This window comes from Staphylococcus sp. FW104-15G4D (genome assembly GCF_058790135.1).
Map to the genome: position 1 here is coordinate 538,205 of NZ_JBYTCH010000001.1, position 25,731 is coordinate 563,935.

At 32.9% G+C, this 25,731-nt stretch carries 25 protein-coding genes; 14 read left to right on the forward strand and 11 right to left on the reverse strand.

Annotated elements, in window-relative coordinates:
- Positions 1-97 precede the first annotated feature (97 nt).
- Positions 98-1,444: an Nramp family divalent metal transporter gene (locus AC3WQX_RS02780; RefSeq protein WP_023350460.1), complete on the reverse strand. Its 1,347-nt coding sequence runs from the start codon at positions 1,442-1,444 to the stop codon at positions 98-100.
- 136 nt (positions 1,445-1,580) lie between these two features.
- Complete coding sequence (locus AC3WQX_RS02785) at positions 1,581-2,192, reverse strand: YktB family protein (RefSeq protein ID WP_002435449.1); 612 nt, start codon at positions 2,190-2,192, stop codon at positions 1,581-1,583.
- Positions 2,193-2,367: 175 nt separating this feature from the next.
- Here AC3WQX_RS02785 and AC3WQX_RS02790 point away from each other — a divergent pair, with 175 nt between their 5' ends.
- Positions 2,368-3,198 carry an inositol monophosphatase family protein gene (locus AC3WQX_RS02790; protein WP_002435395.1) on the forward strand — a complete coding sequence of 277 codons (831 nt, stop codon included), beginning with the start codon at positions 2,368-2,370 and terminating at the stop codon, positions 3,196-3,198.
- 70 nt (positions 3,199-3,268) lie between these two features.
- Here the strand turns inward: AC3WQX_RS02790 and AC3WQX_RS02795 are convergent, their stop codons facing one another.
- Complete coding sequence (locus AC3WQX_RS02795; protein WP_002435391.1) at positions 3,269-3,460, reverse strand: DUF5325 family protein; 192 nt, start codon at positions 3,458-3,460, stop codon at positions 3,269-3,271.
- 99 nt (positions 3,461-3,559) lie between these two features.
- On the opposite strand from AC3WQX_RS02795, the gene typA reads away from it, so the two are divergent.
- Positions 3,560-5,407, forward strand: coding sequence for a translational GTPase TypA (gene typA / locus AC3WQX_RS02800; RefSeq protein ID WP_023350459.1), 1,848 nt, complete (start codon positions 3,560-3,562; stop codon positions 5,405-5,407).
- 52 nt (positions 5,408-5,459) lie between these two features.
- Here typA and AC3WQX_RS02805 read toward each other — a convergent pair whose 3' ends face one another.
- Positions 5,460-5,669, reverse strand: a complete 210-nt coding sequence (locus AC3WQX_RS02805) for a DUF2197 domain-containing protein (RefSeq protein WP_002435364.1) — start codon at positions 5,667-5,669, stop codon at positions 5,460-5,462.
- A gap of 1 nt (position 5,670) precedes the next feature.
- Positions 5,671-6,153, reverse strand: coding sequence for a hypothetical protein (locus tag AC3WQX_RS02810; protein WP_023350458.1), 483 nt, complete (start codon positions 6,151-6,153; stop codon positions 5,671-5,673).
- A 144-nt stretch (positions 6,154-6,297) separates the two neighbouring features.
- On the opposite strand from AC3WQX_RS02810, the gene AC3WQX_RS02815 reads away from it, so the two are divergent.
- The 3 genes from AC3WQX_RS02815 (at position 6,298) to AC3WQX_RS02825 (ending at position 11,941) form a co-directional block, all read left to right on the forward strand.
- A complete protein-coding gene (locus tag AC3WQX_RS02815) occupies positions 6,298-6,573 on the forward strand; it encodes an Fpa/YlaN family protein (protein ID WP_002435383.1) in 276 nt (91 codons plus the stop codon).
- Positions 6,574-6,908: 335 nt separating this feature from the next.
- Positions 6,909-8,132 carry a cell division peptidoglycan polymerase FtsW gene (gene ftsW, locus AC3WQX_RS02820; RefSeq protein ID WP_002435326.1) on the forward strand — a complete coding sequence of 408 codons (1,224 nt, stop codon included), beginning with the start codon at positions 6,909-6,911 and terminating at the stop codon, positions 8,130-8,132.
- A gap of 359 nt (positions 8,133-8,491) precedes the next feature.
- On the forward strand, positions 8,492-11,941 hold the full coding sequence (locus AC3WQX_RS02825; protein ID WP_023350457.1) for a pyruvate carboxylase: 3,450 nt from the start codon (positions 8,492-8,494) through the stop codon (positions 11,939-11,941).
- Positions 11,942-12,154: 213 nt separating this feature from the next.
- Here AC3WQX_RS02825 and AC3WQX_RS02830 read toward each other — a convergent pair whose 3' ends face one another.
- On the reverse strand, positions 12,155-13,063 hold the full coding sequence (locus AC3WQX_RS02830) for a COX15/CtaA family protein (protein WP_002435308.1): 909 nt from the start codon (positions 13,061-13,063) through the stop codon (positions 12,155-12,157).
- Positions 13,064-13,389: 326 nt separating this feature from the next.
- Here AC3WQX_RS02830 and cyoE point away from each other — a divergent pair, with 326 nt between their 5' ends.
- The 4 genes from cyoE (at position 13,390) to AC3WQX_RS02850 (ending at position 16,479) form a co-directional block, all read left to right on the forward strand.
- Positions 13,390-14,301 (forward strand): heme o synthase, encoded by a 912-nt coding sequence (cyoE, locus tag AC3WQX_RS02835; RefSeq protein WP_002435363.1) that lies wholly within the window; start codon positions 13,390-13,392, stop codon positions 14,299-14,301.
- 25 nt (positions 14,302-14,326) lie between these two features.
- Complete coding sequence (locus tag AC3WQX_RS02840; protein ID WP_492739780.1) at positions 14,327-14,788, forward strand: DUF420 domain-containing protein; 462 nt, start codon at positions 14,327-14,329, stop codon at positions 14,786-14,788.
- 190 nt (positions 14,789-14,978) lie between these two features.
- On the forward strand, positions 14,979-16,025 hold the full coding sequence (locus AC3WQX_RS02845) for a CAP-associated domain-containing protein (RefSeq protein WP_023350455.1): 1,047 nt from the start codon (positions 14,979-14,981) through the stop codon (positions 16,023-16,025).
- A 19-nt stretch (positions 16,026-16,044) separates the two neighbouring features.
- The gene (locus AC3WQX_RS02850) at positions 16,045-16,479 is read left to right on the forward strand and encodes a YlbF/YmcA family competence regulator (RefSeq protein WP_002435434.1); all 435 of its coding nucleotides are present in this window, start codon (positions 16,045-16,047) and stop codon (positions 16,477-16,479) included.
- 228 nt (positions 16,480-16,707) lie between these two features.
- Here the strand turns inward: AC3WQX_RS02850 and AC3WQX_RS02855 are convergent, their stop codons facing one another.
- Positions 16,708-17,634: a lysophosphatidylglycerol phospholipase D gene (locus AC3WQX_RS02855; RefSeq protein ID WP_023350454.1), complete on the reverse strand. Its 927-nt coding sequence runs from the start codon at positions 17,632-17,634 to the stop codon at positions 16,708-16,710.
- Positions 17,635-17,865: 231 nt separating this feature from the next.
- Here AC3WQX_RS02855 and AC3WQX_RS02860 point away from each other — a divergent pair, with 231 nt between their 5' ends.
- On the forward strand, positions 17,866-18,117 hold the full coding sequence (locus tag AC3WQX_RS02860) for a DUF2129 domain-containing protein (protein WP_002435298.1): 252 nt from the start codon (positions 17,866-17,868) through the stop codon (positions 18,115-18,117).
- 11 nt (positions 18,118-18,128) lie between these two features.
- Here AC3WQX_RS02860 and AC3WQX_RS02865 read toward each other — a convergent pair whose 3' ends face one another.
- Positions 18,129-18,518 carry a DUF7147 family protein gene (locus AC3WQX_RS02865; protein ID WP_002435389.1) on the reverse strand — a complete coding sequence of 130 codons (390 nt, stop codon included), beginning with the start codon at positions 18,516-18,518 and terminating at the stop codon, positions 18,129-18,131.
- Between the two features lie 67 nt (positions 18,519-18,585).
- On the opposite strand from AC3WQX_RS02865, the gene rsmD reads away from it, so the two are divergent.
- Together rsmD and coaD are read left to right on the forward strand one after the other, a co-directional pair.
- Entirely contained in the window at positions 18,586-19,128 is a 543-nt protein-coding gene (rsmD, locus tag AC3WQX_RS02870) for a 16S rRNA (guanine(966)-N(2))-methyltransferase RsmD (protein ID WP_002435311.1), read from the forward strand.
- Position 19,129: 1 nt separating this feature from the next.
- A complete protein-coding gene (coaD, locus tag AC3WQX_RS02875) occupies positions 19,130-19,615 on the forward strand; it encodes a pantetheine-phosphate adenylyltransferase (RefSeq protein WP_002435417.1) in 486 nt (161 codons plus the stop codon).
- A gap of 68 nt (positions 19,616-19,683) precedes the next feature.
- On the opposite strand, the gene AC3WQX_RS02880 is transcribed toward coaD, so the two are convergent.
- Complete coding sequence (locus AC3WQX_RS02880; protein ID WP_002435309.1) at positions 19,684-20,817, reverse strand: nucleotidyltransferase; 1,134 nt, start codon at positions 20,815-20,817, stop codon at positions 19,684-19,686.
- Positions 20,818-20,943: 126 nt separating this feature from the next.
- Between AC3WQX_RS02880 and AC3WQX_RS02885 the strand changes: the two genes are divergently transcribed.
- Together AC3WQX_RS02885 and rpmF are read left to right on the forward strand one after the other, a co-directional pair.
- Positions 20,944-21,498 (forward strand): YceD family protein, encoded by a 555-nt coding sequence (locus AC3WQX_RS02885; protein ID WP_002435440.1) that lies wholly within the window; start codon positions 20,944-20,946, stop codon positions 21,496-21,498.
- Between the two features lie 76 nt (positions 21,499-21,574).
- A complete protein-coding gene (rpmF, locus tag AC3WQX_RS02890; protein ID WP_002435373.1) occupies positions 21,575-21,748 on the forward strand; it encodes a 50S ribosomal protein L32 in 174 nt (57 codons plus the stop codon).
- A gap of 144 nt (positions 21,749-21,892) precedes the next feature.
- Here the strand turns inward: rpmF and AC3WQX_RS02895 are convergent, their stop codons facing one another.
- Positions 21,893-25,210, reverse strand: a complete 3,318-nt coding sequence (locus AC3WQX_RS02895; RefSeq protein WP_023350453.1) for an NEAT domain-containing protein — start codon at positions 25,208-25,210, stop codon at positions 21,893-21,895.
- A gap of 172 nt (positions 25,211-25,382) precedes the next feature.
- The coding region (locus AC3WQX_RS02900; RefSeq protein ID WP_285158495.1) for an LPXTG cell wall anchor domain-containing protein at positions 25,383-25,731 on the reverse strand (349 nt) is incomplete at its 5' end.

Below are 25,731 nucleotides of genomic sequence, written 5' to 3' on the forward strand. Positions count from 1 at the left end.
AAATTATTCGACATACTTAATCTACTAAAAAGCACAAAGATGATTTTTAATTGAATCATCTTTGTGCTTCTTTTTATGAGTATATTGTATAAATTTTTTATAATTCTTGGAACGTTTGAATGATTAAGTAAACATTTAATCCACTTAGAATGACAATTAGCGTCCATGAAATAATATTAACCCACGTTTTATTAATAAAAGGTCCCATTAATTTTTTATTACTTGTAGCAAGTTGAAGCGGTATTAATGAGAAAGGTAATGCGATACTTAGAAATACTTGCGAAAATACAAGAAGTTGTTCAATTTTTTCAGAGTTGCCTTTAAAAATAATTAAACAAATGATAACTGGGATGACTGCAAGCGCTCGAGTAATCAAACGACGTAACCAGTTAGGAATTGATAATCGTAAAAATCCTTCCATCACAATTTGACCAGCCAAAGTACCTGTAATAGTAGAATTTTGTCCAGAAGCTAATAAAGCTACTGCAAATAGTGTACTCATCACGCCGCCTAAAGTTGCGCCTAATACGGGTTCAGTTTTTAAGGCATGATATAAATCGTAGAAACCACCTAAATCATTTGTTTTAGTTCCAAAAAATAGAGCTGCACCTAAAGTTAATAATAAACAATTAACTACAAAAGCTATAGATAATTGAAGGTTTGAATCAATTGTAGCGTACTTAATTGCTTGGGCTTTCTCTTCATTGTCATGTCGATCATATTTACGTGATTGAACAATTGAAGAATGTAGATATAAATTGTGAGGCATGATTGTCGCTCCAATAATACCTAAAGCAATATATAAAATGCCTTGATTAGTAACAATTTCTTTATGTGGTACAAAGCCATTCAATATATCAGTTAATTGTGGAGAAGATATAAAAACTTCAAATACAAATATCGCTAATACAGTAAATATCAATGTTCCAACGATGGCTTCAATTTTTCTGAAACCGAAGCGCATAATGAATAACAATAAGAAAACGTCGAATACGGTAATTAAGGCGCCGACAATTAATGGAATACCAAAAATTAAGTCTAACGCGATAGCACTACCAATAACTTCTGCGATGTCAGTAGCTATGATGGCTAATTCAGCGATAATCCAAAATATGATAGCTACAGGTTTACTTAAAAAATGACGTGTCATTTGCGCAAGATCTTTACCGGTTGCTATTCCTAATCTAACCGTCATACTTTGTAATAACATTGCTGCTAAACTTGAGATTAAAATCACGAATAGCAAGGTATAGCCATATTGTGCGCCACCCTGCATGGATGTAATCCAGTTGCCGGGGTCCATATAACCTACTGCCACGAGTAAACCAGGACCTAAAAATGCTAAAAACTTCTGACTTGCACTACTTTTATGGTCAAAATGAATAGTATTATTTATTTCGTCTAAACTTTGTTGTTGTTCATAGTTGTCGTCTTTTAACTTCAATCATATCACTCCTAAAATCTTATGAAAATATATTAACCTAAACAAAAAGTTAGGTCAACCTAAAAATATTGTGCGACTATAAAAAAGCTTGAATAGAATTGTAATCATTCCATTCAAGCTTAAAAATGAAGATGTATTATTGGTAAAATCTTAAAAACGCATCAAATGTTTCTTCAATAAACTGTAGAAAGGCTTTATCACTTTTTAATCTTTGATCAGAAGGCTGAATTTCTCGTGCTATGAAAAATTCACCTTTCTTAACATTAATTGCGCGATCAATAGCTTTGTGAAGATCGTCATCGTTCATATCTTTAATAAGTGTCTTTTCAGGTTTCATATGATCTAAGCAAACACTATAGTCTTCAGGTAAGTCTTTAATTTTATCGAAATGCTTTTTAAAGACTTTCATCTGATTGGCTTTATTTTTAGCCTCATGCATTACGCCGAACATTACAAATAATTGGTCTCTAAATAATCCAATTTGAAAATGTGGCAACATCTTATATCCACGTTTATTAGGAGCAAATGCTACCCACGTATCTTTTGGTGGATTAACACTACGACGCGCATGTTTAGCTACATGAGGGTAGAACTCTTCGCCAGTTTGAGTACTAAAATAATCTGCAAAGTATGTTCCTAAATTATTTAATTGAGGTCTAACATATTCATTGAGTGCTTCCATACGATTGTCTAGACCTTCGACATCGAAAGCTTTAAAATCTTTTGGAGCAAATGTATATTGAGTCATTTTATGCCTCCTAATAATTGATTACATATATTGTAGCATAGTTAAGGATTTCTAACCTAAAGTATAAGCTTGTTAATTAGGCGTTTGAATTCTTTAAAATAAGGTAAATCTATGTGTATTAATATAATTTTGAAGATGACATCATGTATAATGGTAAGTAATAGGAGATGATACGATGGCATTATATGATTTTGCAAAGGGAATAATACTAGAGGCTGGTAATAAAGTTCGTCATATGATGAAAGATGATCTGGATATAGAAATGAAATCTAATCCGAATGATTTAGTCACGAATGTTGATAAGGCCACTGAAAATTATCTTTATGAAACGATTCATCACAATTATCCTGAACACCGAGTTATAGGTGAAGAAGGGCACGGACATAATTTAAAAGATACACAAGGCATCATTTGGGTCATAGATCCCATAGACGGTACGCTAAACTTCGTTCATCAAAAAGAAAATTTTGCGATATCAATTGGTATTTACCATGATGGTAAACCATACGCTGGGTTCGTATATGATGTAATGAGAGACGTTCTATACCACACTAAAGTTGGTGAAGGTGCCTTTGAAAATAGCCATCAATTAAAGCCACTAGAAGATTCCGAACTTAAAACAAGTATCATTGGTATAAATCCTAACTGGTTAACTAAACCAATAATGGGCAAAGTGTTTGCGCCAATAGTAGAGGACGCTAGAAGTGCAAGAGCTTATGGTAGTGCTGCATTAGAAATTATAAGTGTGGCTAAAGGTCAACTCGCTGCGTACCTTACACCAAGATTACAACCATGGGATTTTGCTGGAGGCTTAATGATATTGAATGAAGTGGGAGGCGTAGGTAGTAACTTATTAGGGGACAGACTTGAAATGAACCACCCTAATTCTATTTTAATGGCTAACGCAAAACTTCATCGAGAGATCCTTAATAACTATTTAAGTGAATTTGAAGAGACGATTGCTAAACATCATGAACAACGATTTGGTAGAAAACGAGAAAAATAAAAGCAGAGACGACATTGAATCGTCTCTGCTTTAACTTGTTGATCTAACATTATAATGTTAGATTTCTATGTTACAGCCAGTTGTTTTCTCTGTATTTCTTTTTAACAGTGAAACCAACGCCAAATGTTGCAATGAGTAATATAAATGTTAAAATCATCCATGGAACATTAGCAGCACCTAATGCAAAACTAAAAGATACTAAGAAAATGACTGCTAAAATAGAGAATATCCAGAAGATGCCTTTTGATTTTTTTTGTTGCATCCCATACCCCACCTTTTACTTATCTTTTCACTAATATATGATATAATAAAACAGTTGTAATTAAAAGTGGGAGTTTACTCAAGAAAGGAAATTTATAAAATGACTAATTTAAGAGAAGATGTTCGTAATATAGCGATTATTGCGCACGTTGACCATGGTAAAACAACTTTAGTAGATGAGTTGCTTAAACAGTCTGGTATTTTCAGAGAAAATGAACATGTAGACGAACGTGCAATGGATTCAAACGATTTAGAAAGAGAACGTGGTATTACGATTCTTGCTAAAAATACAGCAATTGATTATAAAGGCACACGTATTAATATCTTAGACACACCTGGCCATGCCGATTTCGGTGGGGAAGTTGAACGTATTATGAAAATGGTTGATGGTGTTGTTCTTGTAGTTGATGCATATGAAGGTACAATGCCACAAACTCGTTTTGTTCTTAAGAAAGCATTAGAACAAAATTTAAAACCAGTAGTAGTTGTAAATAAAATTGATAAACCAGCTGCACGTCCTGAAGGCGTAGTAGATGAAGTATTAGACTTATTTATTGAATTAGAAGCAAATGATGAACAGTTAGATTTTCCAGTTGTTTATGCTTCAGCGGTAAACGGTACAGCAAGCCTTGAATCAGATAACCAAGATGAAAACATGCAATCATTATTTGAAACAATAATTGATTATGTTCCCGCTCCAATTGATAATCAAGATGAACCGTTACAATTCCAAGTCGCATTATTAGATTATAACGACTATGTTGGACGTATTGGAGTTGGTCGCGTATTTAGAGGTAAAATGCGTGTTGGAGATAACGTATCATTAATCAAGTTAGATGGCTCAATCAAGAATTTCCGAGTAACTAAAATATTTGGTTACTTTGGTTTGAAACGTGAAGAAATTGAAGAAGCACAAGCTGGAGACTTAATCGCTGTGTCAGGAATGGAAGATATCAATGTTGGTGAAACTGTGACACCTCATGATCATCAAGAAGCGTTACCTGTGTTACGTATTGACGAACCAACACTTGAAATGACTTTCCGAGTAAATAATTCACCATTTGCTGGTCGAGAAGGTGACTATGTCACTGCACGTCAAATTCAAGAAAGATTAGAGCAACAACTTGAAACAGACGTTTCATTAAAAGTAACTCCAACAGACCAACCAGATGCTTGGATTGTAGCTGGACGCGGTGAGTTACACCTTTCAATCTTAATTGAAAATATGAGACGTGAAGGTTTTGAATTACAAGTTTCTAAACCTCAAGTTATTTTAAGAGAAATCGACGGCGTGTTAAGCGAACCATTTGAACGTGTACAATGTGAGGTACCTTCTGAAAACGCTGGTGCAGTAATTGAATCTCTAGGTGCACGTAAAGGTGAAATGTTAGATATGATGACTACTGATAATGGTCTTACGCGTCTTATCTTTATGGTACCAGCACGTGGTATGATTGGTTATACTACAGAATTTATGTCTATGACACGTGGTTATGGTATTATTAACCATACTTTCGAAGAATTTAGACCTCGTGTTAAAGCTCAAATAGGTGGGCGTCGTAACGGTGCTTTAATCTCAATGGACCAAGGTCAAGCTACATCATATGCAATTATTAACTTAGAAGACCGTGGTGTAAACTTCATGGAACCAGGTACAGAAGTTTATGAAGGTATGATAGTTGGTGAACATAACCGTGAAAATGATTTAACAGTTAATATTACGAAAGCGAAGCATCAAACTAACGTACGCTCTGCTACGAAAGATCAAACTCAAACGATGAATCGTCCTAGAATTTTAACTTTAGAAGAAGCATTACAATTTATCAATGACGATGAATTAGTTGAAGTTACACCAGAAAATATTAGATTAAGAAAGAAAATCTTAAACAAATCAGCACGTGAAAAAGAAGCAAAACGCGTTAAACAAATGATGCAAGAAGATCAATAATATAGATAAAAGGTGCGGCTTAAGTTATGGGTAACTTAAACCGCACCTTTTTTTATAATTCATCTTTATCGATTGAATGATTTTCTGTTTTAGAAATGTATTCCATCACTTGTGGTTTGCGTTGTTTAGGTGTATCTAAACGACTTTTACAATCATCGCACATAAAGGTGCGAATAGGATTGTTTCTTAAGCGTTTAGCCTCAACTGTTTGTTCATCAATAAACACTTTTGTATCACAAATGATACATTGAACTTCTAGCACATTAAATCACCTCTATATGAGTTACATATTTGAATTCATATGTATACCCATCCTCTGGCACATAAACAAAGCTATCAACGGCATTGTCGCTATATAATCGTTTGCCATCTTTCGCGAATTGGAAGAATAAGTAAGGTAATAATTCAATTGGTATTTCGATAGCATCATTATCATTATAAAGTTTTATTGCTGTTGCTTTATCGTGTGGTTCAGCATTTTTGAAAAATGGTGTCATATTAATGACGAAAGATCCTTCTAAAACTGAACGCTTTTTATATTTAATTTCTGAATCAAGTGTAGGTGGATTGGTTTGTCCTTCTAAAATAGCTCGATTCCATTCAGTGTTATCTTCGAAGTTAACAGGTCTAGTACCGTCGAAAACCCCACGCTCTAAATCATCGATACTCACTTTTCTGTCATCGAAAATCCAAGTTGTACTATCCAAAGAGATAGGAAACTTAACTGCACCCTTAATTTGGATCATATATGCCCACTCCCTCATTTTTTATCTTTAATTATTTTAACATAAAATCATAGTGACTTAATTTAAATTCACTTGCTTTTTAATACCTATTAAGATAAACTTCTAATGTGAAGATATTAATTGAAATGATAGGGGGAGTATGTCATGGCTAACCAATCGAAATTAAATAATGCGGCATATGACCAGTTGAATAAAGATGCTGATAGAATCTTACATCTTATTAAAGTTCAGATGGATAACTTAACTTTACCTTCTTGTCCGCTTTATGAAGAAGTGTTAGATACTCAAATGTTTGGCCTTCAAAAAGAGGTTGATTTCGCTGTTCAACTTGGTTTAGTTGATAAAGAAGATGGTAAGCAATTAATGTTAAGATTAGAAAAAGAACTTTCTAAATTACATGAAGCTTTCACAAATGTTTAATGTTTTACTTCCAATAGATTTAGCATAACGCACGTATTTAAAGTGTCAATATGAATGCGTTAATAACATATATATTTACGACAACGTATAGACTTAATCGTACATATACGTCATCGTATGAGTGACTGAGATGATATCTGAACGTGATATCTTTCTCAGTCATTTTTGTTTCAGGCTTATCCTATAAAATAAGTTGATGCTTAACCTAATAATATTTGTTTAATTGAAGGGTTCAAGTATATAATAGGTAAGACAGCTTTTTAAAAAGTGAAGATAAATGAATTAAGTCAACGAAGTGATTAACTTTAAAAATTTAGAATTGGATGATCTAGTATATGAATAATTTTAAAAATATAATGCGGTATATTGGAAAAACTTCTAAATTTATCGATTATCCATTATTAATTACATACGTACTCCTGTGTTTGATTGGATTAGTAATGGTATACAGCGCAAGTATGGTAGCTGCAACTAAAGGTACTTTAACTGGTGGTGTAGCCGTTGCAGGAACTTACTTCTATAATAGACAACTTTTATACGTTATTATGAGTTTCGCTATAGTCTTTTTTATGGCATTTATTATGAATGTAAAAGTCCTAAAGAAGCCTAATGTTCAAAAAGGAATGATGATTGGTATTTTCGTACTACTATTACTGACTTTAGTTATTGGTAAAAATATCAATGGTTCCAAGAGTTGGATTAATTTAGGTTTTATGAATCTACAAGCATCAGAGTTACTAAAAATTGCCATCATTCTTTACATACCATTTATGATTGAAAAGAAAATGCCTGCAGTAAGACAGAACATCAAGTTAATCTTAGGTCCAATTCTATTCGTAGTAACGTGTTTGGTTCTTGTTCTTTTCCAAAAGGACGTTGGGCAAACGATGTTAATACTAATCATCTTTTTCTCAATTATTTTCTATTCTGGTATTGGTGTTCAGAATATGTTGAAGTGGGGATTATTAGTAGCTTTAGGATTTGTTATTATTGCATCGTTTATGTTGATACTACATATGGTTCCTAGTTATTTAGAAGCACGTTTTAGTACGTTAACAAATCCATTTGGACAAGAATCAGGAACAGGGTATCATATTTCTAATTCCTTAATGGCGATAGGTAATGGTGGGCTATTTGGACGTGGATTAGGTAACAGTATAATGAAATTGGGTTACTTGCCAGAACCTCATACTGATTTTATCTTTGCGGTGATATGCGAAGAGTTAGGTTTAGTGGGTGGCTTATTAGTAATTATTTTAGAATATTTCATTGTATATCGAGCATTCCAATTAGCTAATAAAACAAATTCTTATTTTTACAAATTAGTTTGCGTCGGTATCGCAAGTTATATAGGAAGCCAAACATTTGTTAATATCGGTGGTATTTCAGCTACAATCCCATTAACAGGTGTACCGTTACCATTTATTAGTTTTGGTGGTTCAGCAATGATTAGTTTAAGTATTGCCATGGGTCTTTTATTAATTACTGCTAAACAAATCAAACAAGATGATAAACGCCAAAAGCAACGTAAAATCGATATGAAACGCCGTTATAATTAAATAAGTTATTAAAGACAATCTATAGTTAAATGATTTTCAAGAAGTTGAGATCAAGCTACTATAGATTGTCTTTTTTATTATTTTAAAAATTAAAATAATGTAAAGCTTTTATTCTAAACTAGCACATATGTACTATTAATGATAAAATTATGTTATCGATAATAATAAGATTATCTGAAGTTATAGATTTGATAGTGTAGAGAAATTTCATGATCATTTTGTTGCATTGTAAAGTGTTACAAAAAATTAAATTATCTTTAACTTTGTAAATTACTATAGAATTATTCAATCATTTAAGATAAAATCTTATTATCTAATTAGTTAGAAAATTCAAAAAATATGAGGGGGTGTCTTCGCTTTTGAAACATATAAAGAAGTTACTTGTTGCTAACCGTGGTGAAATTGCCATCAGGATTTTTAGAGCAGCAGCAGAGTTAAATATCAATACAGTAGCAATATATTCTAATGAAGATAAAAGTTCATTACATAGATATAAGGCAGACGAATCTTACTTAGTTGGTAGTGATTTGGGACCTGCTGAAAGTTATTTAAACATTGAACGCATCATCGAGGTAGCGAAACGTGCAGGTGTAGATGCGATTCACCCTGGATATGGTTTTCTAAGTGAAAATGAACAGTTCGCACGTCGTTGTGCGGAAGAAAATATTAAATTTATAGGTCCCCATCTTGAACATTTAGATATGTTTGGAGATAAGGTCAAAGCGAGAACAACTGCTATTAAAGCCGATTTGCCTGTTATTCCAGGTACAGATGGGCCTATTGAAAGTTTTGAAGCAGCCAAACAATTCGCAGAAGAAGCTGGCTTTCCACTAATGATTAAAGCAACTAGTGGTGGAGGCGGTAAAGGTATGCGTATTGTACGTGAAGAAAGTGAACTTGAAGATGCTTTCCACCGTGCTAAATCAGAAGCTGAAAAGTCTTTTGGCAATAGCGAAGTTTATATTGAAAGATATATTGATAATCCTAAACATATTGAAGTACAAGTTATTGGTGATGAATTAGGCAATATTATACATTTGTATGAAAGAGATTGTTCGGTACAACGACGCCATCAGAAAGTTGTTGAAGTTGCGCCTTCAGTAGGATTATCAAACAGTTTAAGAGAACGTATTTGTGAAGCAGCTATTCAGTTGATGGAGAATATTAAATACGTAAATGCCGGAACAGTTGAATTTTTAGTCTCAGGTGATGAATTCTTCTTTATTGAAGTCAATCCACGTGTACAAGTTGAACATACAATTACTGAGATGATCACAGGTATAGATATTGTTAAAACTCAAATTTTAGTGGCTGATGGCGAGTCACTTTTTGGTGATAGAATTGCTATGCCAAAACAACAAGATATTCAAACGCTTGGATATGCGATTCAATGTCGTATTACTACTGAAGACCCATTGAATGATTTTATGCCAGATTCAGGAACAATCATCGCATACCGTTCGAGCGGTGGATTTGGAGTTAGATTGGATGCTGGCGATGGTTTCCAAGGAGCTGAAATCTCACCATATTATGATTCTCTATTGGTTAAATTATCTACACATGCGTTTTCTTATAAACAAGCTGAAGAAAAAATGGAACGTTCACTACGAGAAATGCGTATACGTGGAGTTAAAACCAACATTCCGTTTTTAATCAACGTGATGCGAAATGATAAATTTAGAAGTGGAGATTATACAACTAAATTTATAGAAGAAACACCAGAATTATTCGATATTGCACCTACACTTGATAGAGGTACTAAGACACTGGAATATATTGGGAATGTAACTATAAATGGCTTCCCTAATGTGGAACAACGTCCTAAACCAGATTACGAATCAACATCAATCCCGAGAGTATCTCAAGATCGTATTAATCAATTATCTGGAACGAAACAAATTTTAGATGACCAAGGACCTAGGGGGCTTGCTGATTGGGTACGAGCACAGGAAGACGTACTCATTACAGATACCACATTCAGAGATGCGCATCAGTCATTATTAGCTACTCGTGTAAGAACGAAAGACATGATGAATATTGCATCTAAAACTGCTGAAGTATTTAAAGATAGCTTTTCATTAGAAATGTGGGGTGGCGCAACCTTTGATGTGGCATATAATTTCTTAAAAGAGAATCCTTGGGAACGTTTAGAAAGATTGCGTAAAGCAATACCTAATGTCTTGTTCCAAATGTTATTACGTGCATCTAACGCCGTTGGTTACAAAAACTATCCTGATAATGTAATTAAGAAATTTGTACATGAAAGTGCTAACGCAGGTGTAGATGTCTTCCGTATCTTCGACTCATTAAACTGGGTCGATCAAATGAAAATTGCTAATGAAGCCGTGCAAGAAGCAGGTAAAATATCTGAAGGTGCAATTTGTTACACAGGCGATATTTTAAATGTCGAACGTTCTAATATCTATACATTAGATTACTACGTGAAAATGGCTAAAGAATTAGAAAGAGAAGGATTCCATATTTTAGCAATTAAAGACATGGCTGGACTGCTGAAACCAAAAGCAGCAAATGAATTAATCGGTGAATTACGTGCAGCAGTTAATTTACCAATTCATCTCCATACACATGATACAAGTGGAAATGGTTTGCTAACTTATAAACAAGCTATTGACGCAGGTGTAGATATCATAGATACAGCTGTTGCTTCAATGAGTGGATTGACAAGTCAGCCTAGTGCGAATTCTTTATATTATGCACTTAATGGTTTCCCACGCAACTTAAGAACTGATATTGAAGGTTTAGAAGAATTAAGTCATTACTGGGCTACTGTTCGTCCTTATTATGCTGACTTTGAAAGTGATATTAAATCACCTAATACTGAAATATATCAACACGAAATGCCTGGAGGTCAGTACTCTAATTTAAGTCAACAAGCTAAAAGTTTAGGTTTAGGTGGGCGCTTTGACGAAGTAAAAGATATGTATCGTAGAGTGAATTTCTTATTTGGTGATATAGTTAAGGTAACACCATCTTCTAAAGTAGTGGGAGATATGGCGCTCTACATGGTTCAGAATGATTTAGATGAATCATCAGTACTTAGCGATGGGTATAAACTTGATTTTCCTGAATCAGTGGTTTCATTCTTTAAAGGTGAAATTGGTCAGCCAGTAAATGGGTTTAATCGAAAATTACAAGAAGTTATTCTCAAAGGTCAACAACCACTTACTGAGAGACCTGGAGAATATTTAGAGCCTGTTGACTTTGACGAGATTCGTGAAGAGTTAGCTGAAAAGCAACAGGGTGAAGTGACAGAACAAGATGTTATAAGCTATGTCCTATATCCGAAAGTGTATAACCAATATATTCAAACAAAAGAGCAATATGGTGATCTATCATTACTTGATACACCGACCTTCTTGTTTGGTATGCGTAATGGTGAAACCGTTGAAATAGAAATTGATACGGGTAAACGTTTAATAATTAAACTCGAAACAATTAGTGAACCTGATGAAAATGGTAATCGTACAATTTATTATGCTATGAATGGTCAAGCACGTCGAATTTATATTAAAGACGAAAATGTGAAGACAAATGCTAATGTGAAACCTAAAGCTGATAAAACTAATCCTAGCCATATAGGAGCTCAAATGCCTGGATCTGTCACTGAGGTTAAAGTTGCTGTAGGTGATGAAGTTAAAGCAAATCAACCATTGTTGATTACTGAAGCTATGAAGATGGAAACTACTATACAAGCACCATTTGATGGTGTAATTAAACAAGTTACTGTAGTAAGTGGTGATGCCATTGCAACCGGCGATCTACTTATTGAAATAGAAAAGCTATCATAATATGCGAAACCCGCCCAATTGTGTGATGATTAAAAGTTTACACAATCGGGCGGCTTTTATATACGCTGGCAATAATGTATGACATATGTGTGGGTATACAGAACGCGCCCTTCAAGGTAAACTTATACTCATTATCCTTGAAGGGCGCGGGTAGCAAATAAATTTGTATTTTCCATTTAACTTAGAAATGAAGGTTAAAAATTTATAGTAATACTATTTCATACTACGTGTTGTTCTTAACATCAATAAGATGAAGTAGGCAATCATTCCAAATAAATATGTGATAAATAATGCATGGAATAATGCAATAATTAAATTTACATTTGTTATAACAGATAGCGCACCTGTAATAACTTGTAAAATAACTAAAATAAATGCAGCAGTATAACCATAGCGTACTGTGCGATTGTCTGAATAATTTTTAATAGCATGAATAAATGTGAACATAATCCACATAAATGTGATAAATGCCATACCTCTATGGGCGAATTGTACCCAATCATGCGCATTATGTGGCACAATATCATTAAATGGCACTGGCCATGCACCATAAGCAAGACTCGACTTAGTATGTCTTACTAATGCACCAGTATAAATTGTAAGGTACACAATAATTGCCATCAGCCATGTTAATGTACGAAGTGGCTTCTTAATAAATAATTCATCAGCTTCATATTTTTGGTCAACAGAAAATATGATTAGAGTCATTACGAATACTGATGAAAAACTAATTAAAGAAATACCAAAATGTAATGCAAGAACATAAGCATTCTGTTGCCATATTACGGCTGCGGCTCCTATTAGTGCTTGGACAAGTAAGAAAGCAACACTAATGATTGAAAGTGGTTTGATTTCTTTAATATATCCAATATTCTTCCATGCTGTGATGACTAACCAAAGCACGACGATAAGAGATAGACCTGATACAGCTCTGTGACTTAATTCAATAATCGTCTGAATTGGTAAATTTTGAGGAAGAAGTGCACCATTACATAATGGCCATGATGATCCACAACCATCTTCTGATCCTGTTTTAGTTACGAGGGCGCCACCCAATTGAACAAAGGTCATAATAATCGTAGCTAAAACACCTAACCATTTAAGGTTCTGCTTTCTAAACAATGATAAACACCCCATCATTAATTAAAGTACGCATTTTTTGCCATCTTTTGTCATTCATTTTAACGTTATTTATTGCATCACATATTGTGGTTATAAGACAAAAAAGACAATATAAATTGTTTTGACACTTGTTATTTTAGTACTTTAAATTAATGTACATATTTTTACTTTTAACTCATTATAACAAGAATACCATTTTTAATTGTGTCACAAAATCGACGATTTATAATGTCGCTAAAGTGTCACAATTTAATTTTATAAAACCTAGTCTTTTAATAAAATATACTATATCATTGTACTATATGAAAAATTCAAGGAGGGGAACTATGAGCAAAGAACACACTTTGTCACAGGATACGGGCCGAGTAACCTTCAAAGAATTACAACAAATCATTAAAATGGGCCTCGTTCAAGGTAACTTGATACCTGCATTTGCAGGCGCATGGCTTGCAGTTGTAATGACAAACCATTCCTTCCTATCGTCTATACCTCAAATATTATTGATGATTGTTGGCTCTACTTTAATCATGGGGGGCGCATGTGCTTTAAATAATTATTATGATCAAGATATTGATAGCATCATGCCTAGTAAACAAAGTAGACCGACTGTAAACGATAGAATCTCAGATAGAAACTTATTAATATTAAGCTTTGGTATGATGTTAATTGGTGAAGCTAGTCTTTTCCTATTGAACGTACCTTCAGGCGTTTTAGGTTTAATAGGTATTGTAGGATATGTTTCTTATTATTCAATTTGGTCTAAGCGACATACAACTTGGAATACAGTTGTTGGAAGTTTTCCTGGTGCTGTACCACCTTTAATTGGTTGGGTAGCTATCGATGGCAATATTAGCTTAGCAGCCATTGCACTATTTTTAGTTGTCTTTTGTTGGCAACCCGTTCACTTTTATGCACTTGCTATTAAAAGAAGTGACGAATATTCATTAGCTAATATTCCGATGTTACCATCAGTTAAAGGTTTTAAACGCACTAGAATTAGCATGTTCATTTGGTTAGTATTCTTATTACCTTTACCATTCTTATTGTCTGGCTTAGGTGTAACATTTGTAGTCATCGCTACATTACTTAATCTAGGATGGTTGGCATTAGGATTGACTACCTTCAAGAAAGATTCTGACCAAACAAAATGGGCGACAAAAATGTTCATTTATTCATTGAACTACTTAGTTGTATTTTTCGTACTTGTTGTTGTCGTTTCATTAATTAAAATGATCTAAATTTACTTAAGTAAGGATGAAACTTATGAGCGTACCCATTTTACCCACGATAAGTACTTCATGTATCGTCATTAGTGCAATCTTAGTGGCTATCGGATGGAGATTAATTTGGAAACGTCAAAATGATAAACATAAAAAAGTCATGTTATGGGCAGCAGTTTTTGCATTAACTTTCTTTATTATTTATGCTAGTAGAACAATTTTCATAGGGAATACTGCCTTTGGTGGTCCAGATTCAGTGAAAATCTACTACACCATCTTTTTAGTTTTCCATATCAACTTAGCTACTATTGGCGGTGTATTAGGATTAGTACAAATTATTTTAGCTTTTAATGATAAATTTAATATTCATAGAAAGATTGGACCGGTTGCATCGATTATTTGGTTCTTCACAGCAATTACTGGCGTGGCGGTGTACATTCTATTGTATGTACTTTACCCAGGCGGAGAAACAACCTCATTAATTAAAGCAACTCTAGGACTATAATTTATTTATTCGTTCTTTCTATTCAACTATACTGATAAAACTTCATTGTAGGTTTTGTCAGTTTTTTTAATTTTAGCTACAATACTAAACTAGAAAACTATAAATTAGCGTTGAAGGTTTAATCGCTTGTCTTGATAAATAATAGACTATTTTTGTACAATAAACTTAATTCTGTAGAGGTGGGTGAGTAATGAAAAAGCTAGTTATCAAAGTAGTAGGTGTTATTTTTTTAATTACTTTTTTAATTTATTTATTTTACTCACCACGTCTTAAATTTGATGTATTAGAGAATCCAAATAAAAGTAATAAAAGTAATCATTCAGAACAATTCCAAAAGTCTAATAAGAATGTTGAAAATCCTAAACCTAAACATGGCATTGGTACTTGGATTGGTAAGGATATTAAATTTATGACTAAACACTATGGTCAAGCTGATCGTACATATCCATTTAAATATGGTTATAAAAATTACATATTCAAAAAAGATAATGAATATTATATCGTAAGTACTAAGAAAGATATTATTACTTCAGTTTATGCAACCGGAAAAGACGTCAAAGTTGATCCGTTAACTATCGGTGAGAGTGCCTCACATCTATTTGAAAATACAAGCATTAACCCGGAACCAACGATACAATCTAATGGTAAGACGTATCGATTTGAAATGTCGGATGAAGACATGAAAACTCAAACATTAATTAAATATGGTAATGTCTACGCGCAAGTTTATTCTGACCAAGAATCAAACAAAATCTTAGCAGTTCGATTCTTAGATTCAGATACATTAGCGGCACTACAACCATATAAATTAAATACCGATGAAGGTGACACTTCAGATTCTAAAGATAAAGCAACACCGTTTGAACAGAACCCGAATCAACTCATTACACTTTATGAAGTAACTAATCAAATGAGAGAGTTAAAGGGGTTAAAACCTCTAAAAATTAATGACGATATTGCACATATAGCTTCAATTAACTTGTATGAAGCAACTGAAAAGGGTACTGATAGTGCCGAATTCACTGAGAATGCATTGACACAACAACTCGATGAAAACAATGTGTCCTACACATCAACGAGTCAGAACGTAGGGTATGATTTTGATGATGTACCAACTTTAATTCATAGTTGGATGAACTCAGATATCCACCGCTCTCGTATGTTAAATAATAAGTATGACGAAATGGGCGGAGAGGTTATGAAAGATTATTATTCATTAATTTTCTTGGAAAAGTAAAATACGAAAGGGTGAGAATATGATTACTGAAGAAACATTATCCATTTTAGATGAGATAGAAAATTTATCTGATATGATTGTTCAATCAGATGTATATCAAACTTATCAATATGCTAAAGATAATTTAGAAAATGATGACGAAGCACATTTACTTTATCAAGCATTTTTAAAGTCAAAAGATCAATACGATGATGTCATGAGATTTGGTAAATATCACCCTGACTATAAAAGAATTATGATGGAGACACGTCAACGTAAGCGTACATATGAAATGTTACCTGTTGTCATGGAATATAAGACAAAGGAAGTCGCATTACAGAATTTAATTGATGAAGTACTGACAAAAATTGCATTTGCAGTTTCGGAAAATGTGAAAATTGAAGCGGGGAATCCATTCTTCCAAACAGGTCATAATGGGTGTGCAACTGGTGGATCTTGCAATTGTTCATTATAAATATAGATAAAAAGAAGATACGAAGAGAGTATTTAATCTAGCAATAAAAACACTTTCGATGAATAAAAAAATGTCATCGAAAGTGTTTTTTAATTATGATTTGATTTATGATGATGCGTCTATGTGAAATGAAATGCTTTTATACAATGAGTTGAAAATCTAACTTTAGGATGCATATTATTTTATATAAAGTCTCTACTGTATCGATAAGTTTAAAGCAATAGTGTTTTACTTATTAAGTAAGGTTTCTTTAAATTGTTTAGCTAAGTCAGGGCGGTCTGTAACTAAGGTGTGAACGCCTTTATTATAAAGGTCTGTCATTAAATCAATACTGTTCACACCATAGAAACCTGGAACAATATTATTTAAATTTAGCCAGTCGATAAAGCGTTTAGACGTTAACGGCACACCTTTAAACTCAGTTGGCATTTGAAATGTATCAGCTTGAGGCGTGAATGTATTTCCAAGCATACTATTAAATTTCAAGAAACATTCAGCTACTTCAGCTTGACTAGCACCGACGGCTATTTCATCATTGCTATACTCAACAAAGCGTCGAATTTGAGTTTTATGAAAACTTGTTACGAGCACACGATCTTGCGCTTGATGTTTAACAATAGTATTGTACATCACCTCAGGAGCAAGTCGACCTTCATACGTATTAGGTGCATCTTTTAAATCAACATTGATATACATGTTTGGGTACATCTCTAATAATTCTTCAAATGAAAGTATTTTGGCATGAGGATCATTGCGATAAGGCGTAGCGCCATTAATATCTGTAAAATGATAGCCTGCGTCTAGACGTTTCAATTCTTCTAAAGTATGTTCGCTGACTTTACCTGAACCATTAGTAGTACGGTCGACAAGCGCATCATGAAAGACAATTAATTTACCATCTTGAGTTAAACGTACATCTGTTTCAAAACCGTCTAGTCCATATTCTACTGCATTGTCGAATGCTAATTGAGTTTGTTCAGGACGAACTGCCATCCCGCCTCTATGGGCAAATAAATAGGGTGCTTGTCCTGAAAAGAATGCTGGAATAGACTTAACTTGTTTAGGTGCTTTATTTTTATTAAAGTAAAACAAACTTCCTAAGATACCAGCGGTTGCTAAAGAACCTTTGACTAACCATCTTTTATTATTACTCATCTATGAGCCTCCTCTTTATTATTAGACATAGCTTAACAAATATTATCTTATTATTAAAAGTATAGTATCTTCATCTTGTATTATCATAATAGTATTCATTTTCATAAATAGTGTGCGTAAGGATAAACTTACATAGAGTGGTTAGGGTGTTTCAAGAACAATCATAGTCATTTCAATACAAACATAGACGTGATATGATTACTTATGTATGAATAATGGAGTGAGCAAGATATGAATTTAATTCCTAGAGTAAGTTTAATTATTTATTTAAAACATATTAAGCACGAACGACAAATAAGAAAATATGGACATATTGTTCATTCAAATAGACAAAGAAAATATGTGGTGATGTACGTCAATGAAGCAGATGCTGATTATGTAGTACATAAACTCATGCAGCTTAAATATGTGAGAGATATTGATGGGTCACCATATAAGTTTTTAAAGAAAACTTATGAGAAGGAAAAACATGAAGTGCTATAAACACTCATGTTTTATTGTAATGGTGGAATCCAACGTTGTAGACGTAAAACGCTGATAAGATAATTAAAATATAAGTCTATATCAGGATAAGTTTCTGGTGGTTGAACATCAATGCCTACAATTGGGATATTATACTTTTCAGCTTCAGTATTAATGATTTCAAATTTCTTATTTCCATCTGGATATGGATAGTTTAAAGCATTAACCATGATATACATAGCTTGGAAGTGGTTGCCAGATGTCGGATTCATAATCATTGCTACTGAAGATAGTTGTTTCTCAGATTGTGGCGAATGAAAGTAAATGATGCGATTGATACGAGGGTGATTGAACTCGATAAGGGTAGTGAATTCAAATAAATCTGTTAAACCTTCACCGATTTTGATAAACGATTGTTTCATAAATTAATCAGTCTCCTTTAATACAACAAATTATATTAAATAACTTATTGAAATGGAAGTGTGAGCGATGCGCGTAATTGCAGGTAAACATAAAAGTAAAGCGTTAGAAAGTCTTGAAGGACGAAATACAAGACCTACTATGGATAAAGTAAAAGAAGGCATTTTTAACAGTTTGCATGAAGTTTCAGGTTTAGGATTAGATTTATTCGCAGGAAGCGGAGCATTAGGCATAGAAGCTTTATCACGTGGTATGGAAAAAGTTATTTTTGTAGATCAAAACTTTAAGGCTGTTAAAGTCATCAAAGCTAATCTAAATCAATTGGATTTAATGCCTCAAGCTGAAGTATATAAAAATAATGCCGATAGAGCGTTAAAAGCACTTGCTAAACGTGATATTCAATTTGATGTCATTTTCTTAGATCCTCCTTACAAAAAGGGGTTAATTGATGAAGCAATTGAGCGAATTTCGGAGTTTAATTTATTAAAAGAAAATGGTATTATCGTTTGTGAGTTTAGTAATCATGAGGATATTAAATTTGAGCCGTTCCAAGTGATTAAGCGTTATCATTACGGTTTGACAGATACTTTGTTACTTGAAAAAGGAGAATAAAATGAGTAAGACGAGAGCAGTTATTCCCGGTAGTTTCGATCCTATTACATATGGACACTTAGACATTATAGAGCGAAGCGCCGATCGCTTTGATGAAATTCATGTATGTGTGTTAAAAAATAGCAGCAAAGGTGGAACATTTGATTTAGAAGAACGAATTGATTTAATAAGAGATTCTGTTCAACATTTATCAAATGTAGAAGTTCATCACTTTAATGGATTGTTAGTCGACTTCTGTGATCAAGTAGGAGCAAGAACGATTATCAGAGGTCTACGTGCAGTCAGTGACTTTGAATATGAATTACGTTTAACCTCCATGAATAAGAAGTTAAACAATAATATTGAAACAATGTACATGATGACAAGCACGAATTATTCATTTATTAGTTCAAGCATTGTAAAAGAGGTAGCAGCCTATAAAGCAGATATTTCAGCATTTGTACCACCAAATGTTGAGAAAGCATTAAAAGATAAATTTGATGTTTAAAAAATAACCATTTCAACAATTTTTACTGAACGAAATTCAATCAGTAAGGGTATGTGTTGAAATGGTTTTTATTTGCGTATGATAGGTGTGTTGAAATCTGTTTGAGATTGTTTGCTGATAAGATTATACACTTGTGTAGCTTTAATTTCATTTTGGAAATAGTGTGCATTTTTTTTATTTATATTAGTGATAAATTGACGCTCAGGAAATTTATTTTTTAAATATTTTAAGTAATTTCTACCAGTATCGTTCATTCCTAAAATTCTAACAGCGGGGATGTCTTTTTTTACATTATGAGCACGTACATTGATTAATACATTCATAAGCACACGTTGTATATGAGTATAAGTGTAACGTTTCGTTTTAAGCTTCTCCATTAGTTCTTTGAACGAGTAACTTTCTTGAACTATAGATTTTAAACGATTCTCAAAGCCTTCATTTACAGTGTATATTGATGCTAAAGCCTCAGTATCTTGCACCATAAGTTGATACTTAATGAAAGGGAATGTATCTTCGATTGAAGCATGAGGTTTATGATACAAAGCGTGTACTGATTCAGGAACCACACGTTTCCACTCATTATCGTTCTTTATTAAAGACTGACGAATAGATGTTCCACTTGCAAAGGTAGGATGCTGTATTTCAGAGTGGTGATGATGTGAACCTTCACGTTTAATTGTCATTGCTTTTATAATTGGTGCAAATCGTTTGATTGCCTTAAGATAACTTATACCTAACATGTTGTTCGGCGATTGAATAAGTTCATGATGATCAGTGAGTTCACTCAATATACGAGGGTAACTCTTTCCTTCTTTAAGTTTACTTTTAAAATCGGGGTGGCTTTCTAAAGTTGAAATAGTAGACGCAAGTTGTTGTAATTCTTCTATATTTGCACTTTCACTACCAAAAGAAATTTCATCAATATCTAAATAATGAGCTACTTTAATAGCCATTTCAGCAAATGTATCTCCTGAAGAGAGACTAGCTATTAACGGTAATTCCACGACTAAATCAACGCCAGTGAGGGCCATTTCAGCACGAGTAAATTTATTATAAATTGCAGGTTCTCCACGCATAACAAAGTTGCCACTCATCAACGCAATTGTTACATTTGAATTGGAGTGAAGTTGAGTTTGTTGTGAGTGATATAAATGTCCGTTATGAAATGGATTATATTCAGTTATGAGCCCAACACTTTTCATTTGCATTTCGTCCTTTCAATATTCATCATTAGTATTGTAACAGAACAATATATGTTAAGAAAAAATCTTGACAACTTTTGTTGGGAAAGTTAAAATAAATTTTGTGCTTGTTAGAGGTGAAGCCATATGAAATGGTCAATAACACAATTGAGAAAGTATCAAGGTAAGCCGTTTGAGTTTAACCAAAAGGCTCATTTTGATCATTTGAAAGAGTCATTAGATTTAATTGATCTATCAGAAATAAATGTTGAAGGCCTATTAACAGTGAAATCTAATGAAGTGATTGCAGATATGCATGTTACTGGTACATATACTATGCCATGTGCACGTACGCTAGAGCCAGTAGATGTGCCTCTAGATGTAACTACTTCAGAAGTATTTGACTTAGAAGGCTACGATGATTATACCGATGATGACGATCAAGAAGATGAACATTATCATCTTGTCACTGATGGTATGATTAATATCAAAGACATTGCTGAAGAACTTGTAATTATTGAAAAGCCTATGCGCGCCTTTTCTGAAAATAGTGATCAAATGCTAACAGAAGGTAATGGCTGGGAAGTCATTGATGAAGATCAATTAATTGAAGTTCAAAAAGAACAAGAAGATGATTCTGAAACTAAGCAAGTTGATCCAAGGCTTCAGAAATTACAACAATTATATGATAAAGAGCAATAGCAGTTTAATTAATGGTATAATAGTATTAATTGAACTGACATTTTAATTAAGTGTCTATTCTTAAGGAGGATTAATCATGGCAGTACCAAAAAGAAGAACGTCTAAAACAAGAAAAAATAAACGCCGTACGCATTTCAAAATTTCAGTACCTGGTATGACTGAATGCCCAAGCTGTGGCGAATACAAATTATCTCACCGCGTATGTAAAAACTGTGGTTCTTACAACGGTGAAGAAGTCGTTTCTAAATAATAAATTTATATATTTATTTTTATCCAGTAATCTGTCTAAGGTTACTGGATTTTTTATTTATTATAAACATCGACCTACAGCATTGTAGGGGATTGCTGTAGGCCGACGATAAATTATTGATTAATATTTTGTAAGATAGTGCTATTAATGTTTGTCACTTTTACGGTTCTTTCTATTTATGAGTAACGTACTACCTAAGAATGCTATTAAGCTTGCCCATATTGTTGTTTGAGAAGAATCTAAACCAGTATTAGGTAAAGTTTTAGATTTGTCAGTTGATTGAGATTTGTTTGACTTACTATCTTTAATAACTGTTACTGTTTGAGATTGGTCAGATTTTCTATCTTTAGTAACTGTTAAAGTTTTAGTTTTTGAAGAAGTCTTTGTAAGTTTTGTTGGACGCTTAGGATTTGGTTTTTCTTTTTTAGGAATTGGAATAGGTTCGAATTCTTTATTAGGTTCATCATTAATTATTCTAATATCATAATTTCCTTTATAGCCGATTTTGGGTACTTCAATACTTACAAATGCGTTATAAACCTTTTGACCCTTTACATAAGGGAACGCAACAGTACGCGTATCATGTTCTTTATCTCTTGCTATTGTAGTTACACGTTGGCCCTCAACTTTAAATTCTTTCCAATAAGAATCATTTTTAATTGTAAGAACTACAAGTTTGTTGCCTTTTTCATCTACAGCTACTTTGATAGGTTTTTGAACGTAATTTTCTATTGCAGAAGGTTGATCTTTTAATTTTTTCAGTATAGAAAAATCAACGGCTTTTTCATCTTTTAATACTGTAGGTGTAGTAATAGCACTTTCAAACTCTGTTGAATTTGGTTTTACTGATGATGTTGTGTTTTGAGTTTCCGCAGGTTTAGCTGTTGGTGTTTCTACAGGGTTAGTCGTTGCATTATTATTGTTTGGATTATTATTTGTAGGATTGTTCGTTTGGTTAGAATCAGCTTTTGGTTTCTCTATAACAGGGAAGTCAAGTGCAAGAGTTGTATCTACTTCATTACCAGTTTTATCTTGTTTAGAAACGACAGTTGTTTTAAGTTGGATTTTATCTAGTAATTTATCAGTAGTTAAAACTGCTTCTTTAACTTTATTACCTTGATCAGTTAATATTATGTTTTCACCATTATGGGTAATTTTAGAGAATTGATATTTAGTTCTCTTAGTGATAAGTGAATTACCATTTGCTTCTTTGACTTTAAAAGTATATTGATATTTGTCTCCAACTTTTTCTACTTTTACATCCTTTTCAAATAAATTAGCGTATGTTGAATCTTGGGCATTGTCTTTTTGATATTTCAAATCTCCTTTGATAGTTACAGGGAAAGCAGTTGGAACTTTAGCTGTTTCAACTTCATGATCTGGAACTGATGATTGGTCATTATTGTTTGTTTGAGTAGTAGTTTGTTGATTCTGTGATGATGGTGCCGGTTTAGTTGTTTTAGCTGGTTTAGATGGACGCTCTTTAGGGTCATTCCATAAGTCATTATTAAATTGACGCGCACTATCATAGTATAATTGAAGTGTTACGTCATGAGCTTGATCTCTACTTTTATTAGGATTATTAATATTTTCAGGATATTTAGTTGTTCCTGTGAGTTGAATTTTCTCTAATAAATCTTTAGAGGTTACGGTGAATTCCTTAATTTTATTCTTTTCATTAATTGTTTTAAGTTCTAATGGTTGGTCTTTATATTCTACTCTGAAAAGTTCAAAATCATAGAATTCTCCGCCGACATCAGCAATTCCAGGATGTAAGTGAACAGTATATTTATATAAATCATTTAATTTTTCAATTTTTACATTAGGATTTAAAGCACCTTCGTATAAAGATGATTCCTCATTATTAATTGCATTTCTAAAATGTCCACTTACAAAAATTGGTAATTCTTTATGTAATTTATTTTTATCATACACAACATCTTTATAAATATTTTTATACGTTGTTGCTTGATAATCTTTAGCAGTTACTTTTTTAGATGAATCACTGTTTTGTGATACATTTGAAGTACTCGTGTCTGTAGAAGTTGATTTATTTTCCGTTGAATCACTTGAAACACGTTTCTTCGCAAATTCATTATTTTGAATTCTTACATGATATTGACCATCATAACCAATATTTTTAACTACAACTTTTACAATCGCATTGTATACATCTTTACCATCTTCATAAGGGAAAATGATTGTACGTGTATCATTCGTTTTATCACGAGAAATAGTCACCACACGTTTACCTTCAACTTTTAAATCTTTCCAATATGAGTCAGTTTTAGTTTGCATTACAACGTATTTTTTACCATCAATAGTCGCTGTTTTAAAAGGATGTTGAACAAAGCCGTCCATAACTGAAGGATTATCTTCAGTACTTTCAAGTACTACGAAATCAGCATTTTTTTCGTCAGTTAAAGTTTTGGGAGTAGGTTTTACATTTTCAAACTCAGGTTTAGCGGACGTTACTTCTTGTTCTAAATCACTTTTAGCTTTGGCAAGTTTTTCCTTGTATTCTTGTTTTAAATTATCAGGTAGTTTATCTTGAATCTTTTCTAATTCATAAACTTGTCTTTCCAATGTTTTAGATTTTCTATAAGGTTCTAATAACTTCTCAGTATCATATTCCTGTTGAGTTTGGAATTGGGATGTATCATTCTGAATTGGCTTTTTAAATACTAATCTTGCGTCATAATATTCTTTGTTGGTACCACCACCCCATACTACTGTAGCAAGAACTCTGACTTCTTTAGTTCCATCTGTAACTGGAAATCTTACATATGCATAATCTTTTTCTGAATCAAATGAAACAAGGTTAACGGGTAATTTAGTATCGCCATTATATACTTCAAATTTTTCAAATGAATCTGCGGTCTGAACTTCAAATTCAACTTTTGCGCCATCTCTTGTAAATATGACATCAGCCGGGTTTTTTGTGCTCGCTTCTATATAGAAAGTTTTTTCACTACTACCTTCTAAACTAAATTCTATAGGGCGTCTGGGCCCTTCATCATGTGGTTGATTTGCGACTGCTGGATCTTTAATTGCTTCTTTTAAATTATCAGCAGAGTGAAATTTAGTTTGTGCATTTTGGCTAGTGTTTGAAGTGGATTGAGTTGTATTACTAGCATTATTATTTGAATTATTTTGAGAAGTTGATGTGCTCTGTGTATCAGATGAAGCTTGAGTAGTATTTTTCGGTTGAGCTTGATCACTTTGATTAGTTGAACTTGAGGTAGAAGCCCCAGTTGGGTGAGCTGTATTAGTGTTTTGTCCAGAAGAAGCAGCCGAATTAGTAATAGCTTGGGAAGTAGTATCTTCAGCAGCTTGAGCTTCATGATTGGTACCTAAGAAGATGGCAGTTCCTAACGTGATTGAAGCTACTCCTACGGTTAATTTACGTATTGAAAAGTAATTGGCATACCTCAATGAATGATTCTTATGTTGTTTGTTCATGGTGTTAACCACTCCTGAAAATAAATTTATAATTGATAAACCTTATCAATTAGCTTAGGGTTATTATACACTATTTATTTTTAATTTGAATACTATTTTAAAAATATTTTATTGATTTAATTTTATAATAAAAAACAAGTACATCGTATAATGATGTACTTGTAGTAAGTCATTAGATATTTTTATTGTTTTTTCTTTTAAGAAGTAATAATGAAGATAATAGGGCGATAAGACTAAATACTAGACTGTTACTATTTGATTCTTGTTTTGAACCTGTTTCTGGTAATTCTTTTGAAGTTTTAGATTTACTATTGTCTTTAACTACAGAATCTTTTCCTTTGGTTTCTTTAGAATCTTTATCATGTTTTTGGTCTTTCTTAGGTTTAGGGCCGTTGGAGTCTTTATGTATTTTATCGAGTTTTTCAGAATGTTTAGCAGCATCAAGTTGTTTATCTTTAGAAGTATCATCTTTTTTATTAGTTTTTACATCTTGCTTTTTAGTAGTATCGCTTACTTGAGCT

Excerpts from the sequence above, each read along its gene's own strand:
- AC3WQX_RS02860 (WP_002435298.1), top strand. The coding sequence starts at position 17,866 with ATGAATTTAATTCCTAGAGTAAGTTTAATTATTTATTTAAAACATATT.
- AC3WQX_RS02895 (WP_023350453.1), bottom strand. The coding sequence starts at position 25,210 with ATGAACAAACAACATAAGAATCATTCATTGAGGTATGCCAATTACTTT.
- AC3WQX_RS02790 (WP_002435395.1), top strand. The coding sequence starts at position 2,368 with ATGGCATTATATGATTTTGCAAAGGGAATAATACTAGAGGCTGGTAAT.
- AC3WQX_RS02845 (WP_023350455.1), top strand. The coding sequence starts at position 14,979 with ATGAAAAAGCTAGTTATCAAAGTAGTAGGTGTTATTTTTTTAATTACT.
- AC3WQX_RS02865 (WP_002435389.1), bottom strand. The coding sequence starts at position 18,518 with ATGAAACAATCGTTTATCAAAATCGGTGAAGGTTTAACAGATTTATTT.
- cyoE (WP_002435363.1), top strand. The coding sequence starts at position 13,390 with ATGAGCAAAGAACACACTTTGTCACAGGATACGGGCCGAGTAACCTTC.
- AC3WQX_RS02840 (WP_492739780.1), top strand. The coding sequence starts at position 14,327 with ATGAGCGTACCCATTTTACCCACGATAAGTACTTCATGTATCGTCATT.
- AC3WQX_RS02785 (WP_002435449.1), bottom strand. The coding sequence starts at position 2,192 with ATGACTCAATATACATTTGCTCCAAAAGATTTTAAAGCTTTCGATGTC.
- AC3WQX_RS02850 (WP_002435434.1), top strand. The coding sequence starts at position 16,045 with ATGATTACTGAAGAAACATTATCCATTTTAGATGAGATAGAAAATTTA.
- ftsW (WP_002435326.1), top strand. The coding sequence starts at position 6,909 with ATGAATAATTTTAAAAATATAATGCGGTATATTGGAAAAACTTCTAAA.
- coaD (WP_002435417.1), top strand. The coding sequence starts at position 19,130 with ATGAGTAAGACGAGAGCAGTTATTCCCGGTAGTTTCGATCCTATTACA.
- typA (WP_023350459.1), top strand. The coding sequence starts at position 3,560 with ATGACTAATTTAAGAGAAGATGTTCGTAATATAGCGATTATTGCGCAC.
- AC3WQX_RS02810 (WP_023350458.1), bottom strand. The coding sequence starts at position 6,153 with ATGATCCAAATTAAGGGTGCAGTTAAGTTTCCTATCTCTTTGGATAGT.
- AC3WQX_RS02855 (WP_023350454.1), bottom strand. The coding sequence starts at position 17,634 with ATGAGTAATAATAAAAGATGGTTAGTCAAAGGTTCTTTAGCAACCGCT.
- AC3WQX_RS02885 (WP_002435440.1), top strand. The coding sequence starts at position 20,944 with ATGAAATGGTCAATAACACAATTGAGAAAGTATCAAGGTAAGCCGTTT.
- AC3WQX_RS02795 (WP_002435391.1), bottom strand. The coding sequence starts at position 3,460 with ATGCAACAAAAAAAATCAAAAGGCATCTTCTGGATATTCTCTATTTTA.
- AC3WQX_RS02815 (WP_002435383.1), top strand. The coding sequence starts at position 6,298 with ATGGCTAACCAATCGAAATTAAATAATGCGGCATATGACCAGTTGAAT.
- rsmD (WP_002435311.1), top strand. The coding sequence starts at position 18,586 with ATGCGCGTAATTGCAGGTAAACATAAAAGTAAAGCGTTAGAAAGTCTT.
- rpmF (WP_002435373.1), top strand. The coding sequence starts at position 21,575 with ATGGCAGTACCAAAAAGAAGAACGTCTAAAACAAGAAAAAATAAACGC.
- AC3WQX_RS02880 (WP_002435309.1), bottom strand. The coding sequence starts at position 20,817 with ATGAAAAGTGTTGGGCTCATAACTGAATATAATCCATTTCATAACGGA.